The sequence below is a fragment of the Pseudoalteromonas translucida KMM 520 genome (genome assembly GCF_001465295.1).
Taxonomy (GTDB): Bacteria; Pseudomonadota; Gammaproteobacteria; order Enterobacterales; family Alteromonadaceae; genus Pseudoalteromonas; species Pseudoalteromonas translucida.
Map to the genome: position 1 here is coordinate 403,337 of NZ_CP011035.1, position 18,278 is coordinate 421,614.

The 18,278-nt window shown below is 37.4% G+C and carries 15 protein-coding genes; 7 read left to right on the plus strand and 8 right to left on the minus strand.

Going from position 1 to position 18,278, the window contains the following annotated elements; translation table 11 throughout:
* Nucleotides 1-144 precede the first annotated feature (144 nt).
* From PTRA_RS17285 to PTRA_RS17295, 3 genes are all read right to left on the minus strand, one after another.
* Nucleotides 145-597, minus strand: coding sequence for an NfeD family protein (locus PTRA_RS17285; protein ID WP_058374901.1), 453 nt, complete (start codon nucleotides 595-597; stop codon nucleotides 145-147).
* A gap of 21 nt (nucleotides 598-618) precedes the next feature.
* The gene (locus PTRA_RS17290; protein ID WP_058374902.1) at nucleotides 619-1,572 is read right to left on the minus strand and encodes an SPFH domain-containing protein; all 954 of its coding nucleotides are present in this window, start codon (nucleotides 1,570-1,572) and stop codon (nucleotides 619-621) included.
* A 124-nt stretch (nucleotides 1,573-1,696) separates the two neighbouring features.
* On the minus strand, nucleotides 1,697-3,136 hold the full coding sequence (locus tag PTRA_RS17295) for a sensor domain-containing diguanylate cyclase (RefSeq protein ID WP_058374903.1): 1,440 nt from the start codon (nucleotides 3,134-3,136) through the stop codon (nucleotides 1,697-1,699).
* Between the two features lie 218 nt (nucleotides 3,137-3,354).
* Here PTRA_RS17295 and PTRA_RS17300 point away from each other — a divergent pair, with 218 nt between their 5' ends.
* The 6 genes from PTRA_RS17300 (at nucleotide 3,355) to PTRA_RS17325 (ending at nucleotide 12,234) form a co-directional block, all read left to right on the plus strand.
* Nucleotides 3,355-4,245: a cation diffusion facilitator family transporter gene (locus PTRA_RS17300; RefSeq protein WP_058374904.1), complete on the plus strand. Its 891-nt coding sequence runs from the start codon at nucleotides 3,355-3,357 to the stop codon at nucleotides 4,243-4,245.
* Nucleotides 4,246-4,344: 99 nt separating this feature from the next.
* Nucleotides 4,345-7,128, plus strand: a complete 2,784-nt coding sequence (locus PTRA_RS17305) for a response regulator (RefSeq protein ID WP_058374905.1) — start codon at nucleotides 4,345-4,347, stop codon at nucleotides 7,126-7,128.
* 97 nt (nucleotides 7,129-7,225) lie between these two features.
* The gene (locus PTRA_RS17310; protein ID WP_058374906.1) at nucleotides 7,226-7,780 is read left to right on the plus strand and encodes an isochorismatase family protein; all 555 of its coding nucleotides are present in this window, start codon (nucleotides 7,226-7,228) and stop codon (nucleotides 7,778-7,780) included.
* A gap of 214 nt (nucleotides 7,781-7,994) precedes the next feature.
* The gene (locus tag PTRA_RS17315) at nucleotides 7,995-9,461 is read left to right on the plus strand and encodes a methyl-accepting chemotaxis protein (RefSeq protein WP_058374907.1); all 1,467 of its coding nucleotides are present in this window, start codon (nucleotides 7,995-7,997) and stop codon (nucleotides 9,459-9,461) included.
* Nucleotides 9,445-9,966 (plus strand): DUF6436 domain-containing protein, encoded by a 522-nt coding sequence (locus PTRA_RS17320; RefSeq protein WP_058374908.1) that lies wholly within the window; start codon nucleotides 9,445-9,447, stop codon nucleotides 9,964-9,966. Before PTRA_RS17315 ends, PTRA_RS17320 begins: the two co-directional genes overlap by 17 nt.
* A 90-nt stretch (nucleotides 9,967-10,056) precedes the next feature.
* Nucleotides 10,057-12,234, plus strand: coding sequence for a TonB-dependent siderophore receptor (locus PTRA_RS17325; protein ID WP_058374909.1), 2,178 nt, complete (start codon nucleotides 10,057-10,059; stop codon nucleotides 12,232-12,234).
* 78 nt (nucleotides 12,235-12,312) lie between these two features.
* Here PTRA_RS17325 and PTRA_RS17330 read toward each other — a convergent pair whose 3' ends face one another.
* On the minus strand, nucleotides 12,313-12,870 hold the full coding sequence (locus tag PTRA_RS17330) for a TMEM165/GDT1 family protein (protein ID WP_058374910.1): 558 nt from the start codon (nucleotides 12,868-12,870) through the stop codon (nucleotides 12,313-12,315).
* A 569-nt stretch (nucleotides 12,871-13,439) separates the two neighbouring features.
* Here PTRA_RS17330 and PTRA_RS17335 point away from each other — a divergent pair.
* Nucleotides 13,440-13,634 (plus strand): (2Fe-2S)-binding protein, encoded by a 195-nt coding sequence (locus tag PTRA_RS17335; protein ID WP_011329912.1) that lies wholly within the window; start codon nucleotides 13,440-13,442, stop codon nucleotides 13,632-13,634.
* An 81-nt stretch (nucleotides 13,635-13,715) separates the two neighbouring features.
* On the opposite strand, the gene bfr (PTRA_RS17340) is transcribed toward PTRA_RS17335, so the two are convergent.
* From bfr (PTRA_RS17340) to PTRA_RS17355, 4 genes are all read right to left on the minus strand, one after another.
* The gene (bfr, locus tag PTRA_RS17340) at nucleotides 13,716-14,180 is read right to left on the minus strand and encodes a bacterioferritin (RefSeq protein ID WP_058374911.1); all 465 of its coding nucleotides are present in this window, start codon (nucleotides 14,178-14,180) and stop codon (nucleotides 13,716-13,718) included.
* A 14-nt stretch (nucleotides 14,181-14,194) separates the two neighbouring features.
* Entirely contained in the window at nucleotides 14,195-14,665 is a 471-nt protein-coding gene (gene bfr / locus PTRA_RS17345) for a bacterioferritin (protein ID WP_011329914.1), read from the minus strand.
* 261 nt (nucleotides 14,666-14,926) lie between these two features.
* Nucleotides 14,927-17,062, minus strand: a complete 2,136-nt coding sequence (locus PTRA_RS17350) for a TonB-dependent receptor (RefSeq protein ID WP_058374912.1) — start codon at nucleotides 17,060-17,062, stop codon at nucleotides 14,927-14,929.
* Nucleotides 17,063-17,134: 72 nt separating this feature from the next.
* Nucleotides 17,135-18,205, minus strand: a complete 1,071-nt coding sequence (locus PTRA_RS17355; protein WP_058375157.1) for a PepSY-associated TM helix domain-containing protein — start codon at nucleotides 18,203-18,205, stop codon at nucleotides 17,135-17,137.
* Nucleotides 18,206-18,278: the final 73 nt, after the last annotated feature.

An 18,278-nucleotide genomic window follows, 5' to 3' on the forward strand; every position in this document is an offset into this window, starting at 1 on the left:
AATGCTATCAACTTAGTTAGCAAAGTACGAGGGAGGAGGTAGGCGCTTATTTATTATAAATACTCAACAAAATAAACGGGCAGTGTTTAATTGCCCGTTTATTGTTTTTTATCTGTTTATAAAAATATAATTGCTGTAGGTTTTTTAAATGCTTTCAACCCACATTATGCCGACTTCTTTTTTAGTTACTTTAACTTGCGTACCGGCGCTAATGGGCTGTTTGCTTTTAAGTTGCCAGCTAATGCCAGAATACTGATGAGTACTTAACCCTTCAATAGTCACATCTTGGTTAAGTGTAAAAGTCAGCTCGGCAAAATCGCTATTAACTGGTTTACGGTCAACATTATTTTGCATCCGCTTTAGGGGCTTCCAAAGCAATATAGAAATTGCAGCCGTTATTAGAGTATTACTCCAAAGCGCAGTGGTCATAGAGTCGGCTAATATTCCCATACTCATGAGCAGCCCGGTTATAAATAACGATAAGCCAAAAAATAACAATATAAAGGTAGAGAGCCCCAATACGGCTACTTCTATTATCAGCGCAAGAACCCCAAGTACCATTAAGGTTTGTGGTAAATTTTGGGTAATAAATTCCATACCGACTCCTTTATTTAGTTATTAGCCTTGATGCTTTTTATTTAAGCTATTAATAATGGCCATACCTTGTGCAACCATTGAGCTTGCATCGGTGGCGTTATCAGGAAGTAATACAATTGATGACTCTCTGGCAATGGCTTCTTTGGCGGCTATTGCTTTAGTTGCTAAATCAAGCTGAATTGCTTTTTGACCTTGTGCTGTATCGGCGGCTTCACCCACTTTACGCAGGGCTTCGGCTTGTGCTTCGGCAACTGCAATAATTGCTTTTGCTTCACCTTCAGCGCGTAAAATTTGTTCTGCTTTTTCACCTTCAGCACCTAATACTTGTGCTTGTTTACGCCCTTCGGCCACATTGATATTGGCTTGACGGTCACCTTCAGATTCAAGTATTTGTGCGCGTTTTACTCGCTCTGCTTTCATTTGTGCTTCCATCGCTTCCATTACAGATTGCGGTGGCACAATATCTTTTATTTCGTAGCGTAATACTTGAATACCCCAAGGCTCTGCTGCTTGGTTGATAGAAGTTACAATATTAGTGTTAAGTACGTCACGCTCTTCAAAGGTTTTATCTAATTCCATTTTACCTAACTCAGAACGCATGGTTGTTTGCGAAAGCTGAGTTACAGCAAATATGTAATCATCAACGCCATAGGTTGCTTTATATGGGTCAAGTACACGGAAATACAATACGCCATCTACAGTAAGCGAAATATTATCTTTAGTGATTGCCGACTGTGAAGGCACGTCTTGAGCTTGCTCTTTTAAGCTGCGATCTGCAGCAATACGATCAATAAATGGGATGATAAAGTTTAGACCAGCTTCTTTAGTTGATTGAAATTTACCAAAGCGTTCAATTAACCAGGCGCGGTTTTGTGGTACAAATTTGACACTACTTTTTAGCAGTACTAAAACAAAAATGAGTAAAAATGCTTCAACGGTAAATATTGCATTGAGCACTTGTGCAATCGGATCCATGTAAATATTCCTTCTAATAATAAAGAGTTAACAAGTTGAATTGTTAGTGTTGTTTATAATTTCAACGTTGCTAGAGTAGCATTGCTAGTATGGTTTCACTATAAAATAGTTAGTAAGATGATATTCAATTATTTTCAAAAAACTGACAAATTTTATTACGACCCGTTTCTTTAGCTTCATATAAGGCTGCATCAGCATTATTAATAATTGTTTCGGGGCGGATGTTTTTAGTTGGGTATGCGCTATAAAAGCCGACGCTAAGTGTGAGTGTTTTTGCAACACTAGAGTCGCTATGTACTATGCTTAGCTGCGCTATTTTTTGTTGTAATAATAATGCAAATTGATGGCACTCTGCTGCGTTAAGCGAAGGCAAAATTATTGCAAATTCTTCCCCACCGTAACGCGCAGCTAAATCACCTTCGCGTCGGCAAAGTTTATTTAGTGCTTTAGCAACTTGCTTAAGTGCATCATCGCCTTTTTGGTGGCCATAATTGTCGTTATAGCGTTTAAAAAAGTCTATATCGCACATAATTAAGCTAAGTGATTGCTTATTACGAGCACAACGTTGTATTTCACTTTTAAGTGTTTCATCAAAACAGCGGCGATTGGCTATATTAGTTAAACCATCGGTATTAACTAATAAACTTAATTTTTGATTTGCAGTAATAAGCTGTTGCTGGGCAAGTTGTAGCTTTTTTTTGTAATCTATATTTTTTAATGCATTGGCAATTATTTCGCCCACTAATTTTATTCTGATCAGATCAATGTGTGTCCATGCGCGCTTAAAGTTAACACAGTCACAGCCTATAAAACCAATAAGCTCTTTATCAAAAAGGAGCCCAATGCATAAAACGGATTGTATTTTTTGTATCTGAAACTCAACTTTTTCAGCGTTTGCTGCTTGAGGTAATTTTAAAACATCGTTTACCTGAAACAAATGCGTGGCGTTCATTACTTCAAAAAAGTAGGGGAGTTCGGTTTTTGGCACATTTTGTAATCTTTGTTTGAAAGGTTCAATGCCTTCATTCACCCATTCGTGGGTGTTAGTAATGGTTTCATTGTCGGTATTAAATTCAAATAAATAACTACGATCGGCAGCAAATGCAGTGCCAATGGCTTTTAACGCAAAATTAATATGCAGATCAATATCATCATTTTGTATGTCGATTAAATCTGTTGATATTTCAGAAATAATTCGATCAAAATTATAGAGTTCAATTACATCGCTTTTTAAAGGCTCTAAACACAACATAGAAACAGAATCAGATAATTGTGTAAGGGCGATATTTAACGGTATGCTTTGTTGTTGTTTTTTTAGCTGTATATTAGTGCTTGTTTTTGAGTCGAATAATGACTCAATAGCAATGTGTTTATTATTATGCACGCTCAGGAGAGTGACAGCATTAAATGCAGCACTATCTATATTGTCGAAATGCTTTAAATCAAATAAAGTTTGCGCCGCAGAGTTAACACAATAAGTATTATTTTTATTGTCGTATAATAAAATAGCTAAACTGAGTTTATTTAAAACCTGCCACAACTTTAGTATTGAGTCATCACTCACTTGTATCTCCAAGCTAAACATTAAACGTTATTATTTTTATAATATATTGTTATTTTTATACCTTTTTAAATACTTTTAGTACAGAAGTTTCTATTTTCCCAAGTTTTTAGTGCGTTTATTAGGTTTACGTATTATAATTGATACTGTATATCATTACGTATCCCCGTTGAGCTTTTTCGAAGCTTACTTTGTTTTAAGTATAGGTACTTAAGTATTTCATGACCGAAATAACGACACATAAAGCTTCCCGTCGCCGTTTATTAATTGCTTTGGCGATCACCTGCTCTTTTATGGTTATTCAATTAATAGGCGCATATTACGCCAATTCACTAGCAGTATTAGCCGATGCAGGGCACTTGTTTGTTCATAACAGCTCTTTATTTATTGCTTTAATTGCCTCGAGCTTGGCGATTCATTTTGCTAAAACCTATAACGATGGCTATCAGCGTGCTGAGTTAGTGGGAGGCCTTATAAATGGCTTTTTATATTTAGCAATTAGCTTGATTATATTGTATGAAGGTGGCGAGCGTTTTATGCACCATCATGAAGGCAACGAGCTTGAAATAAATAGCTTTTTAATGTCGGCCATTGCCGCGCTTGGTTTTTTGTTTCATGGTGCCGCTGCTTGGGTTTTATATAAAGGCCGTAAAGCGAGCATTAATGTATATGCGGTGTTTTTACACTCGTTTTTTGACATTATATCTACTATTTCTACTTTTATAGCCGGTGTTTTAATTTACCTGACTGGTTGGGATATTATTGATATTTTATCGAGCATGTTAATTGCTTCATTCGTTTTATTCACCGGTATTAAGGTTATTATAAGTTGCGTTAAAGGGCTGTACATAAATAAAGATAAACTCCCTAAAGTAGCTAAAGTTGAACAAGCAATTACCACAATCCAGCATGTAGAAAACGTGCATAACGTAACTGTAGTACGAAAAGATAAAACGGTGATAGTGGGTGCGCATATAGTGTTAAAAAAACACTGCACCATTGAAAAGCATGATAAAGCATGTCGCTTAAAGGTCGAAAACCTGCTGCGTTCAAAATTTAATATAACAAATAGCGTGCTACAAATTGAAAGTAGCTGCAGTAGTGTTAATTAAACTTGGCAAATTGCAGCATATGGCTTAGTTTAAGTTATATGTAAATAATAGCTGTTGTAGGAACAAATTGAATCGACAGCAGTTTATTGGAATCTAATTATGCCTTTACTAGCAAGTAAGCATCGCTACTTTAATATTATTGTGTCGTGTTTATTTGGTATTACCGCTGCTTTTGTAAATACCCTACCAATATTATTTATTAATAGTTCTGAGTTTTTATTAGGGCAATTTTTTGTTCTTTTAAGTTTATTATTATTTGGTTGGCGCTATTCGTTAGTTGTGTTTACCTTAAGCACTTTAGGCATATTTTATCGTTGGGGGCACGCTTGGCCTTCAATCGTTTTTGGTTTAGAAATACTATGGGTGTACTTTTTTTGCCTGCGCTATTCTAGGCCTTTATTTTTTAGAGGAATGCTGTTTTGGCTTGTAGTAGCAATGCCATTATTGTGGGGGTTTGGGCATTACTTTCTAAATATTAGCTTTTTACCTTTGGTTACTGCGCTTGCTAAATATTGTTTAAATGCCGCCATATATTTATGCGTAATAGATTTATTTAGTTTCTTTTTTAATCGCCATTCTTGGTCCCGCTATTATGGTTCTTTGTATAAAACCCTCAATTATATTGTAACTTTGCTCGTTATTTTAGTGGTAGTGCTTACCTCAATTGTGCTTATTAATAACCATTACTCTAGGGTTGAATACGAAATAAATGCACAACTAAACGAAAAGTCCCAACAAATAGCGCAAAGCCTAGACTTATATTTAGAAAACCACCGCAAAGCAGTAATACTGACCGCACAAAACATTAGCGTAGGGCATAGCCCACAAAGTGCTATTGAGCTTTTGGGCAAGCTATATCCTGGGTTTATAACTGCTATAAGTACCGATGAACTTGCCAACGTAAATTACTTTTACCCCACAACGTCAAAAACACAGCAGTTAAAAGGTAAGGCTGTTGCTAATGTTGCCGATCGCGATTACTTTTACCAAGTCATTGACTCTCAAAATGGATTTGTTTCTGGCGTTTTTAAAGGAAGAGGGTTTGGGCAGCAATCAATAGTGGCAATATCGGCCCCTATTTATAATAACCAGCAGTTTAAGGGGATAGTAGAAGGCTCATTATTATTTGAAAACTTTAGTGATTTACAACCTACCTTATTTAAGCGCCAAGCCGACTTAATTATATTAGATAAAAGTAATCGGGTTGTATTTTCGACCTTGAATGACTTTAAGCAGATGCAAACTCTTAGCAAACAAGATGTAGCTGCGTTACAAAGTCTTAGACAAACAAGCGCATTTACAGCAACGAACGCGCAGCAATATTATTCAAAAGACGCTACATCGGCAATAAATCGTTGGCGTACTTTTACATTAATGAATAAAAAATATGCCAATAATGTTGCAGCCCAAGCGTGGGGGCAATCGCTGGTGTTGATCTTGTTTATAATTGTACTAACCAGTGTTTTTATTACGCAGCTAAGCAAGTGGTTAGTAACGCCTATTATAAAGTTAACCGAGCAAATAGATAATTTCGAAACCGATAAACAAACAGTAGGATTAGTTTCGCATACTAACACCTGGTACGAGGTTGAAAAGTTACAGCAACAGTTTGTAAGTTTAGCCCTTAAAATGACTAATAATTTTAATAAGCTACGCACCGCAAATAGTAAAAATGAAGCGTTGAATAATCAGCTTAAAGACTTTAATTTAAAGCTTGAGCAACAAGTTAAAGATAAAACAGAAGAGCTAATTAAAGCCGTAGGGGTTGCTAATAAAGCAAATAAAACAAAGTCGTTATTTTTGGCCAATATGAGTCACGAAATTCGCACCCCGCTTAATGGTATTTTGGGCATGACTCAGTTACTAATAAAAAACGCTAAAATTGCCGCCGATGAGCAAGATGAGCTGCAAATGATCCAACAAAGTGCTCATAACTTACTGCTTATTTTAAATGAAATACTCGACTTTTCTAAAATAGAAGCTAATGCGTTAAAGTTAGATGTGCAACCAACTGAAATTAAAAAACTAATACGCCAATTAGCCACCGTTTTTGATAACTCGGGATTAAGTGCTAACGTTACATTTAAGCTAACTATTGCCCCAGAATTACCGCCATTTATAGCGTTAGACTCACTACGCTTTTCTCAAGTTATCAACAATATACTAAGCAATGCGGGTAAATTTACTGAGACAGGTTTAATTACTATGGATTGCTTTGTAGAGGATAATTGTTTATTCATTAAAATTACCGATACTGGCATTGGTATTTCTGCGCTGCAGCAACAAAGTTTATTTATAGAGTTTACACAAGCTGATGTTTCCACTACCCGAAAATATGGCGGCACTGGGCTTGGGCTAACAATTAGTAAACGATTAATTGAGCTGATGGGTGGCTCGCTTACCCTACGCAGTGAAAAAGGGGTAGGGAGCTGTTTTAAAATAAAAGTTCCACTCATTCTAAGCCAGGCTCCCGTTAAGGAGATAGCCGACAGTTCAGTTCCCGATTTAGCAGCAAAACGTATTTTAATAGTAGAAGATAATCCAATTAATCAAATAGTAATTACCAAAATGATGATTGCAACGGGATGCGAGATAAAAACGGCAAGCGATGGCGTTGAAGCGTTACATTGCTTAGAAAGCTACCCCGCCGATTTGATTTTAATGGATTGCCAAATGCCCAATATGGATGGCTACCAATGCACACAAAAAATACGCCAAATGCCAAATGATTGTAAAAACGTATTAATTTTAGCTATTACTGCCAATGCGTTTGCCGAAGATAAAGAAAAATGCTTAAACGCCGGTATGAATGACTTTATAGCCAAACCCATCAATAAAAATGAGTTGTATCAGTGTATTAATAACTTATTTAAGCCTAGTTGAACAATGCTAACAGCGAGCAGAGTAGCTTTGTTTTGGTGTTCGTATTAGAGTGGGGTTGTTACAAGCAGTTAACACTAAACAGGACAGTGGAGGAAGTATGAGCAAAATGAGTAATGTGGATGCTTTACGCAGTGTGTTATTAATTATTGATATACAAACGAAACTTGAGCCAGCCATAGCTGACTTTAGCGCTATTTTAAAGTGCTCATTACAGTTATCGCAAGCCAGCCTAGTGCACAAAATACCGACCCTTATTACAGAGCAATATAAAAAAGGTTTGGGCGCAACCAATCAAACCTTGGAGGATGCTTTGCCACAAGCTGATTATTTTTATAAAACCCATTTTAGCGCCTGTGCCGAGCCCGGGTTTTTAGCGCAATTAGCTAAGTATACTCGCCCGCAAATCGTGGTTATTGGTACCGAAGCGCATGTTTGTGTGCTGCAAACCTGCTTAGATTTATTACAGTACGGCTACGAGGTTATTATTGCAGTTGATGCGATAGGTTCACGCAACGACAACCACAAAATAATTGCCACTGAACAACTACGCCAAGCAGGTGCGATAATTTCCAGTACCGAGAGCATTATTTTTCAATGGACCAAACAAGCAGCAACACCTAACTTTAAAAAAATATTACCTATTATTAAATAGCCTGCTCTGTTTGAACATAAACTTATTAGCTTGGGTAAATAATAATTCAATTAGGTCAATATATTTAAACAAAGTAATTAACTTGTTTGCTTTATTAAAGAAAGTATAATATTGCAGCGGTTTTTTGCTTATTTAGTGGAAACCGATGAACTTTTTTAAACTTTAATACGTATTACATCGCTTAATTTTATTAAAAACTTAATTTAAGGCTACTATGTCTAGTGTTGCGCGTTTATTTACGGTTATTTTTAGCCTTTTATTTATAGAATCAATAGGTGTTGGTTTATATTTTGGCACATTGAGCGAGGCCTTTATTGTTGGCTTACCGCTTTGCTTATTACCAATTTGGCTATTAAAAACCCAACCTAATAGTGCTTTAACGCCCCACGTAGTCGCTGCAGCCATTATGATGTTTTCTTTTTTACATATTCAACAAACCTATGGTTTGATTGAAGTGCATTTTGAAATATTTATTTTAATGGCAATGTTAATTATGTTTGTACAATGGCGTGTTTTTATAACGGCTATTGTATTTGTTGCTGTGCATCATTTATCGTTTTATTACTTACAAACTCAAAACACAGGCTTTTACGTGTTTGATCCAGATAGGCTTGCCTTTACAACAGTGCTAATACACGCAGGTTATGCCATTGTTGAAGTGTTTGTTGCCGGTTACATTGCTAAAACCTTGCAACGCGAACGTAGTGCCGGGCTATCGCTAAGCTCAGCGACAGAGCAAATAATGCAAGACCCCAATCATATTAAACTTTCTTTACGTGCTGATGATAAAAAAAGCCAAGCAGTAGCTGGGTTTAATACTTTATTAGAGTATTTGTCAGATGTAATTAAACAAGTAAAAACTCAATCAGAGTCATTAAAGGTAAGCTCACAAGAGCTGATCCAAGTGCACGACGAGTTAACTGAAGGTGCAGATCAGCGCATCCAACAAACCGACGATATTGCAAGTTCTGGTGCGCAAGTTGCTCATGGTTTTAAACTTGTTGAGCAAGAAAGTGAAGTATTAAAGCACCAAGTAGATAATATTACTCAAGCAGCAACCAAGGCCTTGCAAGAAGTGTCACAAACAGACAGTAAAAGTAGAGAGCTATTAACACTACTTAATCATACTGAAGAGCAAATAAATCATCTTGTTGGTGCAGGCGATGTAATATCGGGTTTACTTAATGAAATATCGGGGATAGCAGATCAAACTAACTTACTGGCTTTAAATGCCGCAATTGAAGCCGCTAGAGCCGGAGAGCATGGCCGTGGCTTTGCTGTTGTAGCATCTGAAGTGCGCTCACTTGCCACTAATAGCCAAGCAACTACGGCTAAAATAGCCGCTACGTTAAAAGACTTGGTCAGCAATAGCCGCACATCGACTCAGTCTATGAGTCAATGTGTTGATTTTGTAGTCGACTTAACAAAAATAAGCACCACGATGAAAGAAAATATTTCATCTATGAGTGAACAAATAAAAGCAGTATCAAGCAGTACTAGTTCAGTGGCTCAGGTAGTTGCCGAACAAGCGGGAAATACGGCGCAAATAGCACTAAGCACAGACAACATGCGCCAAAATCAATATCAAGACACAAAAATAGTTAAGCAGTTAACCGCTAAAGTACAGTTAATTGACGTAAGTATTGATGTATTAGAGCAAAGTATTGCAAAATTTAAGTAAGTCGAATTACTTTATTCTAGGGGTTGTTGCCGCGTGGTTTACACTGGTTGTGACTGGGCTGGTGTACTTTCAGCTTGGGCAACTAAAACCGTTTGATGAATCGCAAATGCTAAAACAACAAAATTGGTTTGAGCAATTTAAACAACAGTTAGTGGTTAGTAATAACGAGGCATCACTCGTTATTATTACTGAGCAAAATTGCGGTTGTACTAAGCAAGCGCAAGCGCACATTACAAGGTTGCAAGCATTTGCAAAAAGTAAAGGGCTTGTGGTACAAGAGTTGCAGCTTACACAACAACTTAAGCAAGCCATTCCTGCAACCCCTGCTGCTGTAATTATTGATAAAAATGGTGACTTTGTTTATGCCGGACCGTTATCCGAAGGGCTAGCATGCTCGCAAGGAAGCGGTTTTGTAGAAACCGTTATTAGTAACTTAACAGCTGGGTTTAATTCACAGTTATTAATTGCTGACACCAAAGGCTGCTATTGCGTTACGAGTACATAGCACAAGCGTGTATTTATATAAAACAATCAATTGCAAATGAGAGTGGTTAGCATTAACATGCGTGCACTGTATTATTGTTAGTTATCTCTCATGAAATTTACTCTTTTATCTATCGCAATCTCATCAATTATATTTAATTCTGCCAGTGTATTTGCCGCCGAAGATGCTGAACAGTTAAAAACAGCACCGCCCTCAACAGTACCGCTTAATAGCGCAACGCCTCAGAATAATATTGAAAAAATAGAAGTAGTAGGTCGTGCTTTTTCGTTATATAGGCCAACCGAATCAGCATTTGGTACCCGTACAGATACCCCCTTGGAAAAAATACCTCAATCGATTCAAATATTACCGCAAGCGTTAATTAGTGACCAAGCAGCACGTCAAATTACTGATTTATACAGTAATATTGCAGGCGTTAATGGCTTTAGCTATTCGGGCGTAACATTTAGAGGTTTTCGTCAAGACGAAATTTTATACGATGGTGTAAAAGGTGACCCTTTTAATGGTTTTGCTGTACCGCAGTTATTTAATATTGAGCAAGTAGCTGTGCTTAAAGGCCCAAGTGGCGCGGTTTATGGTAGTGGTAATCCAGGTGGCATTATTAACTACATGACTAAAAAACCACAATATATTGCTAAAACTACAGTGGAGCTAGAGCTTGGCAACGATGACTTTGTCAGTGGTGCTTTTGAATCTACGGGCAGTGTAAACAACGAGCAAACACAAGCCTACAGAGTGGGTGTGTATAAAGAAAGCCAAAACCCGTTTAGATATAACACCGGCGAAGACAACACCATTATCGATTTAGGTTATCGTTTTGACTTTGATAATGCGTCAAATTTAGTGCTGCAATACACTAATATAGATCAAGACTTAGCAGGTGCCCGTTTACGTGGCGTACCTGTAGATGACAACGGCGACTTTATTGCTAATCGTGAGTGGAACCATAACGAAGCAAGCGATTATCAAAAAGTGTCGGCTGATGTATATCAGGCAACCTATAAAAATGAGTTAAATGATATATTTAGTACAGATGTAACAGCGCGTTACTTTACTAATACCGAAGAGCAAAACTATCATGAGCCGCGCGGCTTGTTAGATACCGATAATGACGGTGTAGTTGATTGGAGCGAACGTGAATTTAGAGATCAAGCGCGTGAAAACCAAGGCTTGAGTTTAACTGCTAATTTAATAGTACAAACAACGATTGCGAATATGGAGCATGTGTTTTTAGTGGGCACAGATTATTATGCTGCTAAATTTGATGCCATATACCGTACCGCCAAACAAGTAAGTAAAGGCGGGCCAGTGCCTGGACTATCGTTAATCAATCCGCAATATGGTTTAACATCGGGCGCCGATTACGACTTACAAAGTATAACCCCACGATTTGTTAGCACTGAATCTAAAAGGCTCGGGGTTTATGTGCAAGATCAAGTAGATATTACCGAAAAGTGGAATATAACAGCAGGGCTACGTTACGATCACTTTGAAGATACTGATCAAATCAGCAATACTGAGTTTTCAGATAGTGATGTTACGGTGCGTATTGGAACCAGTTATAATATTAACGATACATTTTTTCCATATGCGCTTTATGGTACGGGCTTTTTACCGCAAGATGCGGCAAGCCAATCTGAGTTAGTTGGTGGGCCATTCTCCCCAGAAAATAGCTATATTACAGAGTTAGGTTTGCGCACTAAATTATTTGGTGACTCCTTGGCGATTAATATTGCGACCTATCAAATTGTGCGTAAAAATATTTTGCAAACAAGCTTGCTACAAAATGATTCGGGGATTGACCAGCTAGAGTCATTAGGTGAAGTGCAAAGCGATGGCTTTGAACTTGAAGTTGTTGGCGACATAACCGACAGCTGGGTAGTAACGGCCAGTTACGCGTATAACGATACCCGTATAAACGAGCAAAGCGAAGGCTTTTCAGCGCAAGCTGCTGGTTCTGATAAGTTTGCCAATGCACCACAAAATACTGCCGGAGTATGGACTCGTTATGATCTACCTAGCATTAACTCATCAATAGCTGCTGGCCTTGATTATGTTGATCAGCAAGTAAGTTTAGATGGCACCCATGTAAAGCCCTATACCATTTATAATATGGCCTGGAAAACCCAGTTAGAAAACTGGACGTGGCAAGTATCAATTAAAAATGTGTTTGATAAAGAGTACGCATCAAGCGGCTTTATTAATCGCACTGGGCATTTTCCGGGTGAGCCAAGACGTGTTTACTTATCTGCTAAATATCAGTTTTAATACCTAAGCTGATGTAAAATTAAAAGCCCCCGCTTATGGATAATGAGCGGGGGACTTTTAATAATAAAGGTGTTGAGCCTAAATAGTTGTTAAGCCATATAGCCCTAACAGCACAAAAACACTGGCTGCAATTATTCGCACTTTATTTAAAGGAATACGTTTTAGTAGCGCATTACCTGCATAAATAATCGGTACGTTGGCAATTAACATACCCACAGTTGTACCAATAGTAACCCACAACACCGATTGATATTGTGCGCCAAGTAGCACAGTGGCTATTTGTGTTTTATCGCCAATTTCAGCAATAAAAAACAATACAAAAGCGACTAAAAATGCGCCATAGCGATCGTATTTATGGCTCACGGCTTCATCTTTATCAGGAATAAGCAGCCAAAGGCCAACCACAATAAAACTAATATTCACAACCCAAGGTAGGTACTCAATAGCAAAATTACCACTAAGCCAATCTCCTAACCAAGCAGATAAGCCATGATTAATAATAGTTGCGACTAATACACCTAAAATAAGTGCAATTTTATTATGAAAGCGAGCGGCGAGCAGTAACGATAAAAGCTGAGTTTTATCGCCTATTTCGGCAAGGGCAACAGTGACGGTTGAAGTTAAAAATATTTCCATTACAACTACTTACAGGCGGGAGTACTAAACCAAGGAAAATAGCTATCTCCCGCCTTGAGGATAGTTATTTTCCTAAGTCTCGCCGATAATGCTTGCTACAACATTACAAACTTACCATGCACGTGAGGTGCAATTATGTTGATAAGTTTACTTGCGACACCAACAATATTAAAGCGCGGTTATTATAGCGATTTACAACGCTATAATTACTCACTTTTTTAATACGATTGATATTACTAAGCGGGCTACTCCCCTAAGAGACGCGCATTATTCCACAAACTTTTTAGATAGTAAATATTGAACCATAGATTAAGCGCCACAAGTCATTAAAACGAATAGCTTAGGCGTATAGGTGCTCTGTGGTTATTTTAAAAAATTGAATCTTTGAGTCTCAACACGTCCATAATTCTGAAGCATGCACTTTCTTAAACAGCCGCTAATTTTTAACTGTGTAGCACTGTTTAAAATAAGATCAAAAAAGAACATATAACTGCAAAAAAGTGTTTGATAACCATTACCATTTAGATTAGTATGCACCTACTAAATGTAATTGAGAGTGGTTTGTATTCATGTATATTTGTCTATGTCACGGTGTGACCGATAAAAAAATTGAACAAACAATTGACGATGGTGCAACAACCATGCGTGAGTTAACTAAAGAGCTTAAAGTGGGCAGCCAATGCGGTAAGTGTTGTGGTTGTACTAAAAAGATCCTTAATCGTAAGCTTATTCAAATTGCCGATATAACGGATCAGGTTGCTTAATTTGGTTAAAAAATTACATTACAAAATTTAGATATAAAAAAAGCAGCTTTAAGCTGCTTTTTTTATATGTGTTAATTGCTATTACAGCTGCGACTGTAGGTAGTTTTCTAAGCCGGTATTTTCAATCAGTAGCTGCTGTGTTTCTAACCAGTCAATCTGTTCTTCTTGCTCATTTAAAATATGATCAAGTGCTTCACGGCTGATATAGTCTTTTTTGCTTTCAGCTAATTTAACCGCAGCACGTAACTCATCAATTGTATCAAGTTCAAAGCTCATATTGGCTGCAATCATTTCTTCGCTGTTTTCACCAATACGTAAACGGCCTAGATCTTGTAAATTTGGCAGGCCTTCTAAAAATAAAACGCGCTCAATTAAACGATCCGCATTTTTCATTTTTTGAATAGATACTTTGTAGTCTGCTTTATCTAATTTACTAAAGCCAAAATCTTTAAACATACGTGCGTGTAAAAAGTATTGGTTAATACCAACAAGCTCGTTAGCGAGTACTTTATTTAGCGCTGCAATAACGTCTTTATCGCCTTTCATACTATATACTCCTACTAAGCCATTTGTGCTTGATGATAATTTTGCGTTCCAATCTTATCAATTAAACCAAGTTGCTGTTCTAACCAGTAAACATGATCTTCTTCGGTATCAAATAATAGTTTTTCTAAAATGGCACGAGATTGATAGTCTTGTTGTTCTTCACATATTGCGATTACGTCTTTTACGCTAGCTACTACTTCAAGTTCAAGCGTTAAGTCGTTTTGCATCATGCTTTTAACATCGGTTCCAATTAATAAATCACGACGTTTAGTCATGTTAGGCACACCTTCTAAAAATAGAATGCGTTTTATTAACCAGTCACAATGATCTTTCTCTTCTTCCATTTCGTGGTTAAGGCGCTCATAAAGTTTAGCTAATCCCCAGTCATCGTACATGCGCGAGTGAATAAAATACTGATCAATTGCTGCTAATTCGTTGGCTAACAATGTATTAAATGCGTCGATTACTTTTTGATTACCTTTCATGATAAATCACCTTAACAAGTTCAATTGCGACCAGTGTAGTGCAAACTGCAGCTATTGCAAGTTTTCTCTATAAAAATCATTATGTTACTATTGGTTTTGATTCTTATTTAAGTTTGCGTTATTACTTGGTTTGTAAGCAGTTTTTAATTTTTAAAATAGGTATTAGTGATATTACTAATTGCGCTAGATAGGGGTTAACACACATATTTTAATATAATTTTAAAGACATGCTTAGCATGCCTTTAAAGTTACTTAAATCAGTTAAAATTGATATTTAGCCCCGAGAGTTGCCGTAGTGCCTAGCCCTTTAATGTTATAGCCACCATAAGTATATGATTGCGCACGAGCAGGGTAGTAGTCGCTGTTAAATAAATTTTCGATCCCAAAATAGCTGCTCCATTGTGGAGTAATTTGATATTGACCACTCAAATTAACTATATCGTAACTACTTACAGGACCTTGATCGCCCACGTATTGGCCTTGTTCGTTTTTATCAAAGCGCTTTCTATCACCAACGTATAAATAGCTAAATGTAAGAGCTATGTCGTCGCTGGCCTGCCACGCTAAATTAGCAGTCGCTTTTGGTGGGCTAATTTGTTTAGCACCTAAGTATTCATCGGCTTGGGTATCTTTACCTTCAACATAGCTATATGTGGCAACTAATTTAAGTTGCGGGGTAATGGCATAATTTACTAAGCCTTCAAAGCCCCATATTTTTTGCGGCGCGCGAACTGGCTCATAAACGCCTGTTACATCGTTAAATTTATTACTGGTTCCTAGCTCAGACGTACTTTTATATGCTGCTACCTCAAAACGCAGGTCATCAAATTGCGAGGTAAAACCTACTTCGTAGTTATCTATAATTGATGCTTGTGTTTGAATAAGCGCTATATCGTTTACAGTAGCTGCGCGCAATAGTATGCCTATATCTGATATATCAGAGCCCTGCGAGTAACTAAAAAATGGGCTAAAGGCAGGGCTTAAATTGTATTTAATGCCAGCATTGTAAGTTGTTGCATCGTAATTTATGGTATCGCCGCGCACACTTAGTGGTACTGAACATTGCGTAGCGGTTCTGCATAGCTTTAATGTTTGGTAGTCGGCTACCGTTAAATCAATGCTTTCTTTTCTTACACCGGCTTTTAAAATAATATCGTCGTTAATTACCCACTTTGTTTGTAAAAAACCAGCAACACTGTCCATGTCCATTTCGGGAACCCATATACGACCATCCACTAAAGGCTGTGAGGTTTTATCGTTTAGGGCATCAATACCATATATTAAGGTAGTTGTTAGATTATCAAAATCAAATTGGCTATTAAATGTAGCTCTTGCGCCTAGTTTATCTGACTTTATAACAGATTGACCACCGCTATAACCATCATCAAGATTGGCTAAATTAGTTGAGAAGAAAAATACATTTTCTATATTTTGCTTGTACAGATCTAAGGTCATTTGGGTGTTATCGAATAAGGCGTAATCTAGGTATTTAAGAGTAATATTTACATTGCCTTCGGGGCCTTGCGGTTTACCTTGTTTTTGCAGCTCTGTGGGTACGTGAATCGCATAGGTTTTTTCGCCTATGTTACCGTCGCCTGTTACATCCCCTAAGTCTGTTTTTTGCTGTGAGCTATAAAAGTTATAACTAAACTCTAGTTGCTTATCATCATCAAAATCGTAGCTTAGTTTAGTAAAGTAGTTTTGTGTTTCTGAGTCAGACAAACCATATTGCAAGCCTAAAATATCACCCTCTGAATCACGTTGTACACCGTTTTGCTCGTAACTGACGCTTATTAAATAGCTAAACTTATCTAAGCCACCATTTACTGCTGCCGATATTCTTGCACCGGCACTTTCATCAAGCGTAACGGCGCTAAAGCGGCTAGAAACACTAATTTCGCCCTCAGGCTGGCCGTCACTTTGTGCTTGTTTTGTTATGTAGTTAATTATGCCGCCAGCAGCGCCATTACCATAAATAGAGGTTGCTCCTTTAATGACCTCTATGCGTGCAATAGCACTGGCATCTAGCGTTTTTATACCTAATGAACCGTTACGCAGTGGAGTTGACTGCGGCACGCCATCAATCATAACTAAAGGCGCGCGACCACGCAGTGTTTGCCCTGAGTTACTGGAGCTGCCGGTGCTAGGAGCCAATCCTGGTACCATTTGTGCGAGTAAGCTGCTTAGTTCTGGGTTTACTTTTAAGTGTTGTTGAATTTGCTGCTGGTTTATAACAGTAATAGAAGCAGGAACTTCATCAATACTTTCAAATATACGGCTACCCGACACAATAACGTGCTCTAACTGATCAGCAGAATATTTGTTTTTATTATTTTCATCGGCAATTGCGCAAGCACTAACAGCGACGCTAAGTAAACAAAGCGAGGTTTTTAACATGATAACTCTGATAAATAATTAATTTTAGTAATGATAACTATTAACAACAAAAGCCTCAAGTGTTAATGATAATTATTTTCGATTGCGCCTTTTTAACCAAAAGTAAACACCCGTTACAATAAAAAAGCTCAGTGATAGGGTTATTAGCAGCCATAAAAACTGTACAACTGGCCCAGCAAAATTACCAATATGAAAGGCATATTTAAAGTTCCATGCTTGTGTGGTGAAATTGGTGCTATTTGCATCGAACGAGTTGACTACTTTTGCAGTATAAGGATTGACCCATACCCAGCTATAGGCATGGCTTTCTCCTGGGTTTTGTATTCTTAAAGCAATCGCGTCATCCGCTTTTTTAGGCAGATATACCCTATATAGCTCACCTTCTGAAAATATGGATTGTGCATTGTTAATTGCTAAATTGTATTGTAACTCGGTATTTTTAGGCGCAGTTATTTGGGGGGGCGCAGGTCTGTTTGTTACTTTATTTAGTGTTACCAATTCTAAAACAGACTGCGTTTGCGTTTTCCAATTAAACGCCATGCCTGTAAAAGCAATCAGTATTAATGGCACAAAAAAGTAAACTCCCAACACAGTATGCAGCTGATATAGCAGTACTCTTAGTTTTGCTTTAGGTTTTATAGCTAAACGTTTTATCCTATTTTTAGGTTTTACCCATAAATAAAAGCCTATTAATACGTTTATTAACAGCAGTAATGCACATACCGACATCCAATTTTTTAATGGTTTATTACCGTCACTGCTCTCAAATAATAACCAGCGATGCAAAGCAAGCGTAAAACCATAAATTGTATCTGTACTTTGGTAAGTATAAATAACATTGCTGGTGTAGGGGTTAACGCTCGCATAGTGATTATTAGCTAATCTAAACTGCCATGCCATTGTAGGGTTTTGTTCAGGCATTAAAAAAATGGTTTTTTGTTGGGTTTGAGTTTGCACACTGTTTATTAAAGTGTCGTAATTTAGTGGTTTTTCTGCAGGTGTTACTAGCCATTTATCGGGCTGGATAAGGTGTTGTAGATCTTTTGCGTAAATTAACACCGCTCCGCTGAGGCTCATTATTAATAAAAACAACCCGCTAAGTAGGGCAAGTGCTAAATGAATTTTACGTAACCAAAGTTTCAAAAACGGCATCTCAATTGTGAGCTAAGAACCCTAATTGTAAATGATAATGAGAGCAGTTTTCAATTGAAAGTTT

Coding starts and splice junctions, on each gene's coding strand:
- bfr (WP_011329914.1), bottom strand. CDS start 14,665: ATGAAAGGTAATCAAAAAGTAATCGACGCATTTAATACATTGTTAGCC.
- bfr (WP_058374911.1), bottom strand. CDS start 14,180: ATGAAAGGCGATAAAGACGTTATTGCAGCGCTAAATAAAGTACTCGCT.
- PTRA_RS17310 (WP_058374906.1), top strand. CDS start 7,226: ATGAGCAAAATGAGTAATGTGGATGCTTTACGCAGTGTGTTATTAATT.
- PTRA_RS17305 (WP_058374905.1), top strand. CDS start 4,345: ATGCCTTTACTAGCAAGTAAGCATCGCTACTTTAATATTATTGTGTCG.
- PTRA_RS17300 (WP_058374904.1), top strand. CDS start 3,355: ATGACCGAAATAACGACACATAAAGCTTCCCGTCGCCGTTTATTAATT.
- PTRA_RS17285 (WP_058374901.1), bottom strand. CDS start 597: ATGGAATTTATTACCCAAAATTTACCACAAACCTTAATGGTACTTGGG.
- PTRA_RS17290 (WP_058374902.1), bottom strand. CDS start 1,572: ATGGATCCGATTGCACAAGTGCTCAATGCAATATTTACCGTTGAAGCA.
- PTRA_RS17330 (WP_058374910.1), bottom strand. CDS start 12,870: ATGGAAATATTTTTAACTTCAACCGTCACTGTTGCCCTTGCCGAAATA.
- PTRA_RS17325 (WP_058374909.1), top strand. CDS start 10,057: ATGAAATTTACTCTTTTATCTATCGCAATCTCATCAATTATATTTAAT.
- PTRA_RS17315 (WP_058374907.1), top strand. CDS start 7,995: ATGTCTAGTGTTGCGCGTTTATTTACGGTTATTTTTAGCCTTTTATTT.
- PTRA_RS17350 (WP_058374912.1), bottom strand. CDS start 17,062: ATGTTAAAAACCTCGCTTTGTTTACTTAGCGTCGCTGTTAGTGCTTGC.
- PTRA_RS17335 (WP_011329912.1), top strand. CDS start 13,440: ATGTATATTTGTCTATGTCACGGTGTGACCGATAAAAAAATTGAACAA.